Raw genomic sequence first — 15,373 nt, 5'->3', positions numbered from 1 at the left:
ACGATGTCACCTGGCTGACATAGGCTGCTGCGAAGATCGCGCGCAACGCAGCCCATCGAGACGCAGCGCATGAGTGAAAGAAAATACCGGGCAGTCTGGCTGTCGGACATCCATCTCGGGACGCGTGGCTGCAAGGCCGAGTTCCTGCTCGATTTCATCCGCAACAATGACGCCGACCACATCTACCTGCTGGGCGACATCATCGACGGTTGGCGGCTCAGGCGCAGTTGGTACTGGCCGAGACAACACAACGACGTGGTACAGAAGATCCTGCGGCAGGCCAGGAAGGGCACCCGTGTCGTCTACGTGCCGGGTAACCACGACGAGTTCCTGCGCAACTACCTGGACCTCTGGTTCGGCGGCATCCAGATCCAGGAGGAACCGCTGCACACCACCAAGGACGGTCGGCGAATCCTGATGTTGCACGGCGACCGTTTCGACGGCGTGGTGCGGTACGCGAAATGGCTCGCAATGCTCGGCGACTGGTCCTACGAAGTCGCGTTGACTGTGAATCACTACTTCAACCTGGTACGCCGCCGCCTGGGTTATCCGTATTGGTCCCTGTCCGCCTTCCTCAAGCACCGCGTAAAAAACGCGGTGAACTTCATCTCCGATTTCGAACGCCTGGTCGCCGACGAGGCACGCCGTCGCGATATAGACGCGGTGGTCTGCGGCCATATCCACAAGGCGGAGCTGCGCTACATCGGCGACACCCTGTATTGCAACACCGGCGACTGGGTCGAGAGCTGTACCGCGATGGTCGAGGATCACCAGGGTGTGTTGAGCATCCTGCATTGGGCCGACGCCAAGGAGGTCGTCTGCTGCGAGACGGAACTCGATGCGCCGCCCCGCCTTCCGGGTAGCGCCGAAGGTGAGGGCGTGCCCGCGTTCGCGCGTCACTCGGCGGCGCGTTCGCCGGGCTGACGCCTCGCGGTGTGCGCCCGGGCCGCGTCGCGAGGCCGGGAGAGCAGGTCATCGATGATCTCCACGACGCTCGTCTTGTCCCATTTCAGCGCCCCCCGGTAGCCGTAACGAATACGGTGTTCCTTATCGAGCAGGTAGGTTGAGGGTACGGCATACACCCGCCACGCCTTGGCCGCCTCACTGTCGCGATCGAACAATAGGTCGAAGCTGGGCGTGATGCCCCGGTCGTCGAAGAACGTGGCGACATGTTCGGCGCTTTCACCGATATTGACCGCCAGTATGCGAAACGGTTTGTCGCGGTAGCGTTCGTTCAGGCGGGTCAGCGAGGCGATCTCCCTGACGCAGGGTCCACACCAGCTGGCCCAGAAGTTGACCAGAACCACCTGCCCGTCGAGATCACCGAGGTCGATGCGTCGGCCCTGGTCGTCGCGCAGGCTCAACGGCGGCGTCGGGCCGCGCCCGATCGGTACCAGTGTGTTGTCGTCGGATACCTGCCCAGTGTGTTCGGCAATCGGCATCCCGGGTTCCATGGCGGCCGTGGGCGGTGTCGGCAGCCGCGACAGCAGGCCGAACGCCTTGCGGACACGTTCACCGACCAGGTCTCGTTCGATGGATTCGCGCGCGGTCAGGCTGTCGGCATCGCGCAGATGGAAGCCGCCCCTGACTCCGTCGAGGAAATGAAAATACACCGCGGCGCCACCGCTCTGGAGCTGATCCATCAACGCCTGGCTGTGCAGAAACTTGGTGTTCAGCTGCGGCTGGAAGATATAGATCGGCAGGTTGGTCGCGCGTGCGATCGGAAGAAAGCGTGCCGTCTGGCCGATCGGGGTCGAACCGTCGATCAGGTAGGGGTGGTAGAACAACATGCCCTTGAGCGCCTTGCCGCCCGGGTTCTCGAGCTGCCAGATGCGCGCGGCCTGCATCGCGAGCGTCGCTCCACGGCTCTCCCCGCCGAGGACGATGTCTTTCCAGCCCTGCCGGACGGCGTAATCGATCAGCTCCTTGATGTGGCCCGGTTCGAACTCGGCGTACGCATAGCGACCGGTGGGTGCCATGTAGGAACCGTGCAGATCGACCAGCCAGTAGTCGATGCCCTGCCGCTGCACCGATTGCGCGAACGGGATGTTGCCGTCGCGGATGCCGTATTTCGACGGGATCCATATCAGCAGGCGTTCGTGGCGTGCCGGAAACTGCAGCACCTGCATTGTAAAACCCGACGCCAGGTCGACCTCGGTAGGCGTCTCTGCGCCGGCCGTCCCAGCACAGAGCGCCAACAGCACTGCCAGGAAAAGTGCGCCGGCGAGCCGGGTCCCGGGCCGGCTACGGCCGGCGGATGCGCCCACTGTGGCGACCTTTGGTGATCCGATGGCATGCATGCCTGAGTGTGCACCTGGTCTGATGATCGTCTCGCGTAATTCGTCGTGCGGCACGGGCCCCTGCGACAGGGTTGGATCGTCCGCAACTGCCTGCCGACACCGGATTGCATCGGGTCGGTGTCCTGTACAGGTGCAAGGTGCCAGCCGATGCGTCGAGCCTAGGGCGAAGCGTCGCGACACGTCAATGCGATCCAGCGTCGGCGCCCGGCAAGGAGACGCCCGCGCCACCCGATCACTGTCGCGCCGCTTGCCCCGGTGTTACGCTGGTTGTGCGCTGGAAACCGCAGTGACTCCCGGACATCGATGATCGAAAACGCCATCCTGCTGATGCTGGTGATCGACCCGTTCGGCAATCTTCCGTTCGTGCTGGCCGTGACCAACGGGATCTCGGGGGCGCGTTACCGCCGGCTGATCCTCCGCGAGACCGCCCTGGCGATGCTGATACTCGCCGGTTTTGCTTTCGCCGGCGAATACATCCTGCATTACCTCAACGTGGAGCGTGCCTCGTTGACCGTGGCCGGCGGCGTGATCCTTTTTCTGATCTCGTTGAAGATGATCTTTCGGTCGGCTGCGGCCATCTTCGAAGACAACTATCGTGACGATCCGGTGTTGGTGCCGATCGCGGTACCGGCGCTCGCGGGCCCTTCGGCGATCACCACGGTGATGGTGCTGCACGGCCAGCAACAGACCGGTGCGGTGAACCTGTTGTTGGCGCTGTTTGCGGTGTGCTTCGTCACCGCAGTGATCCTGCTGCTCGGCCGGCGAATCAGCGACTATCTCGGACAGCGCGGGATAAGGGCATTGGAAAAGTTCATGGGGCTACTGCTCAATCTGGTCGCGGTCAACATGATACTGGTTGGCATCAAGGCATTTCTGGGTCCCGCCACGGGCTGATCCGTCAAAGGCATCGCCGGGTATCGGACCGGGTTGGCCGCTCAGCCTTTGCCGAACAACAGGGGCGCGACCTCGTTGAAGGTGCTGGCGAAGTGCACGGTCAGCCCCTTGCGGATGTATGCCGGGATCTCATCGTAGTCACCGCGGTTGTCTTCCGGCAGGATCAGTTGGCGTAGGCCGGCGCGTTTCGCGGCGATCACCTTCTCGCGGATACCACCGACCGGAAACACCTCGCCGGTCAGCGTGATCTCGCCGGTCATCGCGATCTTGCGTACCGGTTTGTCGAGCGCCAGCGACAGCAGTGCCGAGGCCATCGTGATCCCGGCGGACGGACCGTCCTTCGGCGTCGCACCGGCCGGTACGTGCAGATGGACGAAGGCTTCCCGGAAGAAGGCCGGGTCGGCGCCGAGTTGGCGGGCATGGCCCACCACATAGCTGTAAGCGATCTCGGCCGATTCGCGCATGACATCGCCGAGCTGGCCGGTGAGCTTGAATCCGCGGTTGAATCCGTGCGCCCTTGCCGCCTCGATACTCAGGGTTGCGCCGCCCATCGCGGTCCACGCCAGGCCCGTTACGACACCGGGTCCCCGCAGGGTGCGTTCGTCGCGAAAAACCGCGGGTCCGAGGTAGGTCTGCAGATCTTCCTTGCTTACCTCGATCGGCGTCGCGGCTCCGTCGAGTACCTTCACGACGGCCTTGCGTGCAATCTTGCCCAGCTGCTTCTCGAGACGCCGCACCCCGGCGTCGCGCGCGTAGCTGTCGATGATCGCACGCAGCGTCGCTGCCGAGAGTCTGAGGTCCGCCGGTTTCAAGCCGGCGCGGCTGATCTGGCGCGGCAGCAGATACTGCCGGGCGATCTGCAGCTTCTCCTCGGCGATATAGCCGGACAGCTGGATCACCTCCATGCGGTCGAGCAGCGGTGCGGGGATCGTGTCCAGCTGGTTGGCGGTGGCGACGAACAGCACCTTCGACAGATCGAAGCGCAGATCCAGGTAGTGATCCATGAAGTCGACATTCTGTTCGGGGTCGAGCACCTCGAGCAGGGCCGAGGCCGGGTCACCGTGGTAACTGGCGCCGATCTTGTCGATCTCGTCGAGCATGATCACCGGGTTCTGGGTCCCGGCGCTCTTCATCGCCTGGACGAACTTGCCCGGCATGGCGCCGATGTAGGTACGGCGGTGACCCTTGATCTCGGCCTCGTCACGCATGCCGCCGACCGAGAACCGGTAGAATTGTCGACCGAGTGCATCGGCGATCGAGCGGCCGATCGAGGTCTTGCCCACGCCGGGTGGGCCGACCAGCAGGATGATGGATCCGCTGATCTCGCCCTTCATGATGCCGACCGCGAGGAATTCGAGGATGCGCCGCTTGACGTCCTCGAGCCCGTAGTGGTCGCGGTCCAGCACCTTGCGTGCGCGCTCCAGGTCGAGCTGGTCCGCGGAGTGCCGGCCCCAGGGCAGCAGCGTGATCCAGTCGAGATAGTTGCGCGTCACCGCGAATTCCGGCGAACCCGTTTCGAGCATCGCCAGTTTGGCCATCTCTTCCTCGACCCGCGCGCTGGCCTCGTCGGTCAGCTGCAGCGACACGAGCCGTTCGCGGAAGGTGTCGATCTCGGCGGTACGGTCGTCTTTCGAGATGCCGAGTTCCTGCTGGATCGCCTTGAGCTGCTCACGCAGGAAGAACTCGCGCTGCTGCGCCTGCATGCGGTCCTCGACCGCGCTGCGGATCTTCTGCTGCGCCTTCGCGAGGTCCAGCTCGCGGTGCAACAGATCGAGCACCTTTTCCATGCGCGGCAGCAGGGGGTAGGTTTCGAGTACCTCCTGCAACTCCTCCTTGTCGGAGGTCGTCAGGCTGGCGGCAAAATCCGCGAGGTGCGAGGGATCGTCGGGTCCGAACCGATCGAGGAACATGCGCAGCTCTTCCTGGTACAGCGGGTTGAGCGGCAGCAGCTCCTTGATGATGTTGATCAGGGCTATCGAGTAGGGCTTCAGGTCCGGATCGGGTTTGCCGGCCGGTTCGCGCCGGTACTCGACGCGCGCCGTGAACGGCGCCTCGCCGGACAGGATCTTCGCGATCTCGAAACGCTGGATACATTCCACAAGGACCTGGGCGTTGCCATTGGTCGCCTGGACACGGTGAATGCGCCCGACGGTGCCGACGCGATGCAGGTCCTGCGTCGCTGCCTGTTCGGCATCGTCGTTACGGGTGAGCACGATACCGATCAGGTTGTGCCCCGCCTCATGTGCCGCCTCCAGGGTGGCGCGCCAATGCGCGGCGTCGATCACCAGCGGCACGCCCTGGCCGGGGAAGAATGGGCGCGTCGCCACCGGCAACAGATGGATCACGTTGGGCAGGACCTCGTCGGAGCGGGCCAGGGGTTTGGCGGCCTCGATGACCTCTATGTTGTCGTCCGTTTCGCTCATTATTCGTGGATCCGACTGGGATGTGGCGGTCGAGGGTCGCCGGGGCGGCGGCTTGACCAGGGGTTGTCGTCAACAGATGGGGGCGGTACCGGCCGAGTACAAGGCGTACCGCCACGACATGGCGTCCGCGCTCATGCAACGTCGGGGCTAGGCGAGGGTACTGTCGTAGTAGTGCTCGCGGGTATCGCAGCGGCTGATGCGCAGTTCCACAGGATTTCCGGGAAGGGTCAGCGCCAGGCGTTCGATCTCCAACAACGGGGTGCCGACCTCGACGTTCAACAGTTGCGCCTCGCGCTCTCCGGCAGCCACGGCGCGCAGCTTTTCCTCGGCGCGATGTATCGTCACGCCGTACCTGTGCTGATAAAGCTGATACAGCGTATTGGGCAGATGTTCGTCCGGTTGTACCAGGTCGGGAAACAGCGCGGTCGGCACCACGATGGTCTCGACGATGGTCGGCTTGCCCCCCAGGTCCCTGATACGCTCGATCTGGATCACCCGGGCGCCGGCCGGCAGTTTCAGCGCCTGCGCCTCGCGTTTGCTCGCGCGTCGCCGCGACCATGACAACACACTGCTGGTCGGCAGGACCTTGCTGCCGTCGTTTGCGGCGATATGGAAGAAGTGGAACAGCACGCGCTGTGCATCGTGGCTGGCGACGAACGTCCCTTTGCCCTGTTGGCGGACCAGGACATTGATCGCAACCAGGTCGTTCATTGCCTTGCGTACCGTGCCCTGGCTGACGTTCAGCTGTCGGGCCAGCTGCTGCTCGCTCGGCAGCAGGTCACCGGGCTGCCATTCGCCCTCGGTAATCCTCTGCGTGAGGATCTCCCTGACCTGTGCGTACAGCGGACCGCCACGATGAATGGAAACGCTGTTCAATCTATCCCTCCCGACCGCGAAGGTCGCCGATTTTGCCCGCGGAGAAAAGCGCTGTCCAACGTCCGGGCAACTAAATCGTAGCTCTTATATAAGAGTTATCAAAGATGCTTGACATGGCCCGGGTGCGCTACTAGATTTTCCGCATATTTTCGGCCGCAGTGGGGCGGTCGTCCCACGCTATCCGGAGGACGCATGATCGATTTCGTAGTGCACGATGAGGGCGACAGCGTCGGCGTCGTCGTCGTTGAAGGGGTACAGGCCGGTGCCGACCTGACCGGCTGGATCATGGACCAGGACAAAGAGATCAAATTCAAAGCGGCCAGCGATATCCCCATCGGGCACAAGCTGGCGATAAAGCCGATGAAAGAGGGCGATACCGTCATCAAGTACGGGGTCGACATCGGTCGCGCGGTCGCCGATATCGGCGTGGGCGAACACGCGCACGTCCACAACATCAAGACCAAGCGCTGGTGATGAGCGGTCGCACCTGACGGTCAGCTTTAATTTTCAAGAGTTGGAGAGAAGTCCATGGCTTTAGACCTTAACAACGCCACGTTCTGGGGTTATCGGCGTGAGAACGGCCGCTACGGGGTGCGTAACCACGTGATCATCCTGCCTGTGGACGACCTGTCGAACGCAGCCTGCGAGGCGGTCGCGAACAACATCAAGGGAACGATGGCATTGCCACATCCCTATGGCCGGCTACAGTTCGGAGAGGACCTGGATCTGCATTTCCGCACGTTGATCGGCACCGGCGCGAATCCGAACGTGGCGGCGGTGGTCGTGATCGGCATCGAAGAGGGCTGGACGCAGCGCGTGGTCGACGGCATTGCGGCGACCGGCAAGAAGGTCGCGGGCTTCGGCATCGAACTGCACGGCGATCACGAGACCATCATGCGCGCCTCGCGTGCGGCCAAGGAGTTCGTGCAATCCGCATCCGAGCAGCGTCGCGAGGAGGCGCCGTTGAAAGAACTCTGGGTTTCAACGAAGTGCGGTGAATCGGATACCACCTCCGGTTGCGGCGCGAACCCGACTGTCGGCAACGCGTTCGACAAGCTGTACCCGCACGGCACGACGCTGCTATTCGGCGAGACGTCGGAGATCACCGGTGGCGAGCACCTGGTGGCCGCGCGTTGTCGAGACGACTCGGTGCGTGACCGTTTCATGTTCATGTTCAATCGCTACCAGGACATGATCAACCGCTTCAAGACCAATGATCTCTCGGAATCCCAGCCGACCAAGGGCAACATCGCCGGTGGCCTGACGACCATCGAGGAGAAGGCGCTGGGCAACATTCAGAAGATCGGCAAACAGTGTCTGGTCGACGGCGTGCTGGACAAGGCCGAGGCGCCGACAGGGCCCGGACTCTGGTTCATGGATTCGTCATCTGCGGCGGCGGAGATGGTCACGCTGTGCGGCGCTGCAGGCTATGTCGTGCACATGTTTCCTACCGGACAGGGCAACATCATCGGCAATCCGATCGTCCCGGTGATCAAGATCTGTGCGAATCCGAGAACCGTGCGGACCATGGCCGAACATGTCGACGTCGACGTGTCGGGACTGTTGCGTCGCGAGATGACACCCGATGAGGCCGGTGATGCGTTGCTGGAGTCGATGTTCCGCACCGCGAACGGTCGTCTGACCGCGGCCGAGGCACTCGGTCATCGCGAGTTCGTGCTGACCCGCTTGTACGAAAGCGCCTGATCGAACGCACGCTGGCGCAGGCGGGTGACACGCCACGCGCCTGTTCAACGGTGGCTCACAGGGACGTGAATGAACACCGGCACGAATGGCGGAGGTCCGTCGCGATAGATCGACTGTGACGCCGTCCATTGATTCGATAACAACAGAGGTGAGAGGAGGAGATATGAAACTCAAGCAATTGGCCGCGGTCGCCCTGCTGGCGATCATGCCCATGCACGCGGCGTTCGCCGAGTATCCCGACAAACCCATCAGCTACATCATTCCGTTCGGACCGGGTGGCGAATCGGATATCACTGCACGCCATCAGCAACCCTTCTTCAAGGAGAAGTTCGGTCAGGACCTGGTTATCTCGTACAAGCCGGGCGGCGGCGGTGCCGTCGGGTGGTCGCAGCTCAATAGCAGCAAGGGCGACGGTTATACCATCATGGGTATCAACCTCCCGCATATCATCGTCAAGCCGATGCAGAAAGACGTCGGCTTCCAGACCGACGACCTCGTGGGGGTGTACATGTTCCACTACACCCCGGACGCGCTGGTCGTCACGAAGGACAGCCCGTTCAAGACGGTCCAGGACGTGATCGACTATGCCAAGCAGAATCCGGGCAAGCTGACCCTGTCGGGTTCGGGCAAGGGAACCGCGAACCACCTGGCGCAGGTGCTGTTCGACAAGATGGCCGGCATCAAGACCACCTATGTCGCGTTCAAGGGCACCGGTAAGGCGGTTGCTGCATTGTTGGGCGACCAGGTGAAGGCCGAGTGGGGCTATACCTCGGTCGGTGCAAAGCATGCGGACCAGGTGCGTCTGCTCGCCGTGGCCATGGAAAAGCGTCACCCGAAGTTCCCTGATGTGCCGACCTTCAAGGAACTGGGTTTCGATCTGGTCTCCGGTGCCTATCGCGGTATCGCAGTGCCCAAGTCCACACCCGAGGACATTCGCGTCAAGCTGTCGAAGATGATCGGTGAGATCAATGCGGATCCCGAGTTTCAGCGGCGCATGGAGAATGACGGCATGGCCCTGCTCGATGTCGACTATGCCGGGATGAAGGCCTTCATGGACGAGAAGAAGGCGGTCTACGGCGAAGCGGCACGCGAAGCCGGCGTCGTCAAGTAAGCATCCACCCGACTGTCCGACGACCGGGCCGGGAGGGCGGCGACCATGCCGGGGATCGAATACCTGCTGGAGGCCTTGACACTGTTCAACATCATGCTGGCGCTGGCCGGCGTGGTGGCGGGGACGGTGATAGGTTCTCTGCCAGGGCTCACCGCGACCATGGCCGTCGCCGTCCTGGTTCCGATCACGTTCACGATGCCGCCGGCGTCTGCGCTGATCCTGATGGGCGCCATCTATACCGGGGCGATCTATGGCGGTGCCTATGCCGCCATCCTGCTGAACACGCCGGGGACGCCGTCGGCGATCGCGACGACCTTCGATGGCTTTCCAATGGCCAAACGTGGCGACGGGGATCTCGCCGTCACGCTGGCGTGTCTGGCTTCGGTCGTCGGCGGGCTGGTCGGTGCGGCATTCCTGTTGATGCTGGCACCACCGCTTGCCGACGTCGCGCTCGCGTTCGGGCCGGTGGAGTATTTCTGGCTCGCGGTGTTCGGCCTGACGCTGATCTCCGCGCTCTCCGAGGGCAACCTGCTGAAGGGACTGATCGGGGCCTGCTTCGGCCTGCTGCTGGCCTGCGTGGGTGTCGCCGAGATCAGTGCCGACATCCGTTTCACCTTCGGCAGCCAGACCCTGCTTGGCGGCATCGAGACCGTCAGCGCGCTGATCGGGCTGTACTGCGTACCGGTACTGATCGACCTGGTGGCGACCCCCGACAAGCACCTGAAGGTAACGCACGAGCCGCGCGGATTCAGATTCCGCGAGGCATTGGCGATCTCCTGGAACCGCAAGGTCAATCTGGTGCGCAGCTCGGTGATCGGGACCCTGGTCGGGATTCTTCCGGGTGCCGGCGGGTCGATCGCCGGCCTGGTCGCCTATTCGGAGGCGCGCCGCAGCTCCGACCGGTCCGAGCAGTTCGGCAAGGGAGAACCCGAGGGCATACAGGCCACCGAGTCGGCGAACAACGCGACCGTCGGCGGCGGCTTCATCCCCACGCTGGTGTTGGGCATACCCGGCACGCCACCGGATGCGGTGATCCTGGGCGCCCTGCTGATCCAGGGTGTGCGCACCGGCCCGAACCTGTTCACCGAGGAAGGCTCGATCGTCTACACCTTCATCTATGGCCTGTTCCTCGCGACCCTGTTGATGCTGCCTGCCGGCCTGGTGATCGGTCGGTACGCGTACAAGACGATCATCACGGTACCCAAGGCGCTGCTGGTGCCGACGGTCGCGTTCATGACGATGATCGGCACCTACGCGATCCGCAACAGCGTTTCGGATGTGGTCGTCATGATCGTGCTGGGCGTGGTCGGCTGGATATTGAACCGCTTCGGTTTCAGTCCCTCGCCGATCGTGCTGGGCCTGATTCTCGGCAGCATTGCCGAGCAGGGGTTCGTCCAGGCATGGACGATCGGTGCGGCGACAGAAGACCTCGTCGGCATGTTCTTCGGCCGACCGATCAGCCTGGCGATCATTGCACTGATCCTGTTGTCGCTGTTCTATCCGTTGATCAGGGCGCGATGGCTGGGCAAGGGTAGGAGGAAGGTCCGTGCCGACTGACGCATCCCCACAATCGCCGAAGCGTGACGTCGCCGGCATGCTGGTCGCGGTCGCGTTCATCGTGCTGGCCGCGGTGTCGCTATGGGATACCACCAACATGGCGGATTCCGACTCGTACGTGTTCCCGCGCGCGATCGCGATCGCGATGATCGTATTCTCGGTGGCGTTGATCGTCTGGAATCTGGTGCGACCGGTGCCGGGCAATGGCGTGTCGATGCCGGGTGCGTCGACCCCGCGCCGGGTGGGGCTGGTGGCGGCGATGCTCATCGGTACGGCGCTGATGCCCTATATCGGTTTCGTATTGTCCGGCCTGGCGACGTTCGCGGCACTGATGCAGTTTGCGATGTACGACCCCTGGACACGTTATCGGATGGTCGCCTACCCGCTGATCGGTGTCGGCGTGGTGCTTGGTTTCTACGCGCTGTTCGCCAAGGTCCTGCTGGTACCGCTGCCGACCGGCCTGCTGTTTGAATAACCCGCACCGAATCCACCCGTTTATCACTTTGCGCACAGGAGGACATCGGTGGCTGATGTCGTGATTGCTGAATTCATGGACCAGGCGGCGGTCGACGGCCTGGCCGGCGAGTTCGAGGTGTTGTACGACCCCGACCTCGTCGATCATCCCGACCAGCTGTCGGCGGCGGTGGCCGATGCGCGTGCGCTGATCGTGCGCAACCGGACACAGGTACGGGGTGCCTTGCTCGACGCCTGCAAGATCCTGCAGGTCGTCGGCCGGCTCGGCGTGGGCCTCGACAACATCGATCTCGAGGCGTGCCGCGAGCGTGGCGTTGCGGTCTGCCCGGCTACCGGCGCCAACGACGTCGCGGTCGCCGAGTATGTCGTCGCGACCGCGATGCTGTTGCTGCGCGATGCCTACCTGGCGGGTCCTGCGGTGATTGCAGGCGAGTGGCCGCGCCAGCGCTGTATGGGGCGCGAGATCGGTGGCAAGCGGCTCGGCTTGATCGGTTTCGGCGGTATCGCGCGCGAGACCGCGCGCCGCGCGCGTGCGCTGGGCATGCAGGTCATGGCGTTCGATCCATTCGTCGACGCGGGCGATCCGGCGTGGCGCGATGTCGAGCGCGCCGAGCTGGATACACTGTTGCGGCACTCGGACGTGGTCAGCCTGCACGTGCCGCTGAGCGATACGACCAGGGGGCTGCTGGATGGCCCGGCGATCGCCAAGATGAAGCCGGGCGCGGTACTGGTGAACACCGCGCGTGGAGGCATCGTCGACGAAGACGCCCTGGTCGGTGTACTGAAGTCGGGACACCTGGCGGGCGCCGCCATCGATGTGTTCGCGGAAGAGCCGGTGGCGGCGTCGGGCGGTGCGCGCTTCGCGGGGGTCGACAATCTGGTATTGACGCCCCATATCGCCGGCGTGACTCGGGAATCGAACGAGCGGGTCAGTGCGGTCACCGCCGACAACGTGCGCAATGCGCTGCGCAAGCGATGAGTACGGTCACGTTGAGCCTGGAGCAGGCCGAATCGCTCGCCAGCGCCGTGCTCGTGCGGCATGCGACCAGTGACGCAAACGCCGCCAGCGTCGCACGTGCACTGGTCGCCGCGGAGGTCGATGGGCAGAAGGGACACGGTCTTTCGCGTCTGCCGTCGTACGCGGCCCAGGCGGCCTCCGGCAAGGTCGACGGGCACGCACAGCCGGCACTCGATCAGACCGCCACCGCCGCGATACGTATCGATGCCGCAAACGGTTTTGCCTTTCCGGCGATGGCGCTGGCCGTCGAGACCCTGGCGACGCTGGTCGGTGCCACGGGTGTTGCGGCAGCCGCGGTACATCGCTCGCATCACTTCGGCCAGGCCGGTTACCACGTCGAACAGCTCGCGGCGCGCGGGCTGCTCGGGCTGGTATTCGGCAACAGCCCGCAGGCGATCGCGCCGTGGGGAGGCAGTACCGGTGTGTTCGGAACCAATCCGATCGCGTTTGCCGCGCCGCGACGATCCGAGCCGCCGCTGGTGATCGATCTCAGCCTGAGCAAGGTCGCGCGCGGCAAGGTCATGGTCGCCGCACGACAGGGAGAGCCGATCCCCGAAGGCTGGGCGCTCGACCGGGACGGCAAGCCGACGACGGACGCCGAGGCGGCGCTGCAGGGCACCATGTTGCCGATGGGTGACGCCAAGGGCGCGGCCCTGGTGATGATGGTCGAGATCCTCGCGGCGGCATTGAGCGGTGCACGATTCGGCTTCGAGGCCTCGTCGTTCTTTACCGCCGAAGGCCAGCCGCCCGGTGTAGGCCAGTTCCTGATCGCGATCGATCCCGCTGCATTCGCCGGTGGGGCCTTCGTCGAGCGCATCGAGACCTTGATCGCGGCGATCCTCGCGCAGCCGGGGACCCGGCTACCCGGTACACGGCGTCTTGCGCTGCGTGCCGCGGCCGCACGCGATGGCCTGGCGGTCCCGCAGGCGCTGCACGAGGAACTGCAGAGCCTGTCGGCGAACGCCTGACCGTGGGTGAGGTATAGGTTGTGACGACGAACTACAAGATCGCATTGGTGCCTGGCGACGGTATCGGGCACGAGGTCGTGCCCGAAGGCGTAAAGGTCCTGGAAAAGATCGGCGGCCGCTTCGGTATCCGCTTCGACTGGGACCTTTTCGACTGGTCATGCGAGCGTTTCCACAAGCGTGGCAGCATGATGCCGGCAGACGGTATCCGGCAGATCGCCGGGCATGATGCCGTGTTCCTCGGTGCGGTCGGTTTTCCGGGTGTCCCCGACCATGTCTCGTTGTGGGGGCTGCTGATCCCGATACGACGCGAGTTCCGGCAGTACGTCAATCTGCGCCCGGTGCGCCTGTTCGAGGGAGTGCCCTGTCCGCTGGCCGGACGGGTTCCCGGCGACATCGATTTCTACATCGTGCGTGAGAACAACGAAGGCGAGTACTCCGAGATCGGCGGTGTGCTGTACGCCGGCAGCGAGCAGGAGACCGTGGTCCAGGAGAGCGTATTTACCCGCAAAGGTGTCGATCGTGTCCTGCGCTACGCGTTCGAGCTCGCACAAAGCCGTCCGGCACGACACCTGACCAGTGCCACCAAGTCGAACGGCATCATCCACACGATGCCGTTCTGGGACGCCCGGGTCGACGAGATGGCGCGGTCATACCCGGACGTTTCGGTGGACAAGTTCCATATCGACATCCTGACCGCGCACTTCGTGCGTCACCCGGACTGGTTCGATGTCGTGGTCGGCTCGAACCTGTTCGGCGACATCCTGTCCGACCTGGGGCCGGCCTGCACCGGCACCATCGGTATTGCACCGTCGGCCAACCTCAACCCGGAGCGGGAGTTTCCGTCGTGCTTCGAGCCGGTACACGGCTCGGCACCGGATATCGCGGGCAAGGGCGTCGCAAACCCGATCGGCCAGATCTGGTCGGGTGCGATGATGCTCGACCACCTCGGACACCGTGCCGCGCACGACGCGATCCTGGCCGCGATCGAAACGGTGCTGGCGGATCCGCAGGCGCCGCGCACGCCGGACATCGGGGGCAATGCCACCACGAAAGAACTCGGTGACGCGATCGCGTCGGCGCTGTGATTGGCGGCCGCGACGGACCGGAGCCGGAGATCGATCAGACGACCAGCATCGCCCCCGGGGAAACGATCTCAAGCATCTCGAACGACTGGAGGTTGACCTCGTCGACCGTCGGGCCGACGACCTCCGCAGTCAAGCCGGACAGGTCCCAGGCGAGCGGTGCGACCGTGCGTCCGGGCGGTGCCGCAGACCGCTGTTTGGTACCCGGTTCGACGGAATGCGCAATCGCGTCGGCAATGTTTACGAGGGCTGTTTCGCGCGCCAAGGTGGTCGCGGCGCCGATGTCGTGATGGAACCGTACCGGGGTGACCAGGCTGTCCGGCAGATGCCAGGCCTGCAGCAGCGCGGCGCCGACTGTCGCATGATCGAATCCCAGTACCTCGCGCTCCACCTGATGCTGTTCCGTCCCCTCCGCGGCGCAGCGGGCGAGGATCTCCTGTGATTGCCCGGGCAGGCCGTGGTACATCACCAGTTTGCCGACGTCGTGCAGGAGTCCGGCCACGAACAGGGTCTCGCCGCCCTGTGTGGCGGAACGCGCGGCGAGGTTGCGCGCGCTGAGCCCGGCGAAGACGCTGTGATGCCAGAACGCCTCCATGTCCACCAGGTCGGTCGACACCTGCTTGAACGCCTCGACAGCCGAGGTCGCCAGTATCAACGCCTGGAGGTCCTTGCTGCCGATCACGGTAATCGCACGTGAAACCGTCTCGATGCGGCCAGGCAGTCCGTAGTAGGCGCTGTTGACAATCTTCAGCAGCCGCGCGGTCAGGCCTGGGTCATAGTTGACGACTTCGCCGATCTGTTCCGCCGATGCGCGTGGATCCTCGAGCAGGGCATTGACCCTCAGACAGACGTCGGGCAACGACACGAGATCCGAGACCGAATTGACGAGATGGTCGACATCCACGGGCCTGTACTCCGTGATCGAGTGGGGTTCTGCGGGCAGGGCAGGTGCGCGACCCGGCCAAA

14 protein-coding genes are annotated in these 15,373 nt (G+C 64.1%); 10 read left to right on the top strand and 4 right to left on the bottom strand.

Annotation, left to right across the window (positions count from 1 at the left end):
* The first annotated feature begins 69 nt into the window (after positions 1-69).
* Complete coding sequence (locus H6955_07355) at positions 70-924, top strand: UDP-2,3-diacylglucosamine diphosphatase (GenBank protein MCP5313356.1); 855 nt, start codon at positions 70-72, stop codon at positions 922-924.
* On the opposite strand, the gene H6955_07350 is transcribed toward H6955_07355, so the two are convergent.
* On the bottom strand, positions 897-2,129 hold the full coding sequence (locus tag H6955_07350; GenBank protein ID MCP5313355.1) for a TlpA family protein disulfide reductase: 1,233 nt from the start codon (positions 2,127-2,129) through the stop codon (positions 897-899). The genes H6955_07355 and H6955_07350 overlap by 28 nt on opposite strands.
* 474 nt (positions 2,130-2,603) lie before the next feature.
* On the opposite strand from H6955_07350, the gene H6955_07345 reads away from it, so the two are divergent.
* A complete protein-coding gene (locus H6955_07345) occupies positions 2,604-3,194 on the top strand; it encodes a MarC family protein (protein ID MCP5313354.1) in 591 nt (196 codons plus the stop codon).
* Positions 3,195-3,235: 41 nt separating this feature from the next.
* Here H6955_07345 and lon read toward each other — a convergent pair whose 3' ends face one another.
* Positions 3,236-5,617 (bottom strand): endopeptidase La, encoded by a 2,382-nt coding sequence (gene lon / locus H6955_07340; GenBank protein ID MCP5313353.1) that lies wholly within the window; start codon positions 5,615-5,617, stop codon positions 3,236-3,238.
* A 147-nt stretch (positions 5,618-5,764) separates the two neighbouring features.
* Positions 5,765-6,493 (bottom strand): GntR family transcriptional regulator, encoded by a 729-nt coding sequence (locus H6955_07335; GenBank protein ID MCP5313352.1) that lies wholly within the window; start codon positions 6,491-6,493, stop codon positions 5,765-5,767.
* A gap of 192 nt (positions 6,494-6,685) precedes the next feature.
* On the opposite strand from H6955_07335, the gene H6955_07330 reads away from it, so the two are divergent.
* The 8 genes from H6955_07330 to H6955_07295 all read left to right on the top strand — a co-directional run bounded on the left by H6955_07330 (position 6,686) and on the right by H6955_07295 (position 14,410).
* Positions 6,686-6,967, top strand: a complete 282-nt coding sequence (locus H6955_07330; GenBank protein ID MCP5313351.1) for a UxaA family hydrolase — start codon at positions 6,686-6,688, stop codon at positions 6,965-6,967.
* Positions 6,968-7,021: 54 nt separating this feature from the next.
* Positions 7,022-8,197, top strand: a complete 1,176-nt coding sequence (locus tag H6955_07325) for a UxaA family hydrolase (protein ID MCP5313350.1) — start codon at positions 7,022-7,024, stop codon at positions 8,195-8,197.
* A gap of 163 nt (positions 8,198-8,360) precedes the next feature.
* Positions 8,361-9,308, top strand: coding sequence for a tripartite tricarboxylate transporter substrate binding protein (locus H6955_07320; protein ID MCP5313349.1), 948 nt, complete (start codon positions 8,361-8,363; stop codon positions 9,306-9,308).
* A gap of 45 nt (positions 9,309-9,353) precedes the next feature.
* Positions 9,354-10,865: a tripartite tricarboxylate transporter permease gene (locus H6955_07315; protein ID MCP5313348.1), complete on the top strand. Its 1,512-nt coding sequence runs from the start codon at positions 9,354-9,356 to the stop codon at positions 10,863-10,865.
* A complete protein-coding gene (locus H6955_07310) occupies positions 10,855-11,340 on the top strand; it encodes a tripartite tricarboxylate transporter TctB family protein (protein MCP5313347.1) in 486 nt (161 codons plus the stop codon). Before H6955_07315 ends, H6955_07310 begins: the two co-directional genes overlap by 11 nt.
* A gap of 48 nt (positions 11,341-11,388) precedes the next feature.
* The gene (locus H6955_07305; protein ID MCP5313346.1) at positions 11,389-12,318 is read left to right on the top strand and encodes a hydroxyacid dehydrogenase; all 930 of its coding nucleotides are present in this window, start codon (positions 11,389-11,391) and stop codon (positions 12,316-12,318) included.
* Complete coding sequence (locus H6955_07300; protein MCP5313345.1) at positions 12,315-13,325, top strand: Ldh family oxidoreductase; 1,011 nt, start codon at positions 12,315-12,317, stop codon at positions 13,323-13,325. Before H6955_07305 ends, H6955_07300 begins: the two co-directional genes overlap by 4 nt.
* Before the next feature lie 20 nt (positions 13,326-13,345).
* A complete protein-coding gene (locus H6955_07295; GenBank protein MCP5313344.1) occupies positions 13,346-14,410 on the top strand; it encodes a tartrate dehydrogenase in 1,065 nt (354 codons plus the stop codon).
* A gap of 34 nt (positions 14,411-14,444) precedes the next feature.
* Here the strand turns inward: H6955_07295 and H6955_07290 are convergent, their stop codons facing one another.
* A complete protein-coding gene (locus tag H6955_07290; GenBank protein MCP5313343.1) occupies positions 14,445-15,311 on the bottom strand; it encodes an HDOD domain-containing protein in 867 nt (288 codons plus the stop codon).
* Positions 15,312-15,373 lie beyond the last annotated feature (62 nt).

The organism is Chromatiaceae bacterium (genome assembly GCA_024235395.1).
In the GTDB taxonomy this organism is placed as follows: Bacteria; Pseudomonadota; Gammaproteobacteria; order Chromatiales; family Chromatiaceae; genus Thiosocius.
The sequence above is the reverse complement of the archived record's forward strand: the minus strand, read 5'-3'. Positions and strand labels throughout refer to the sequence as shown.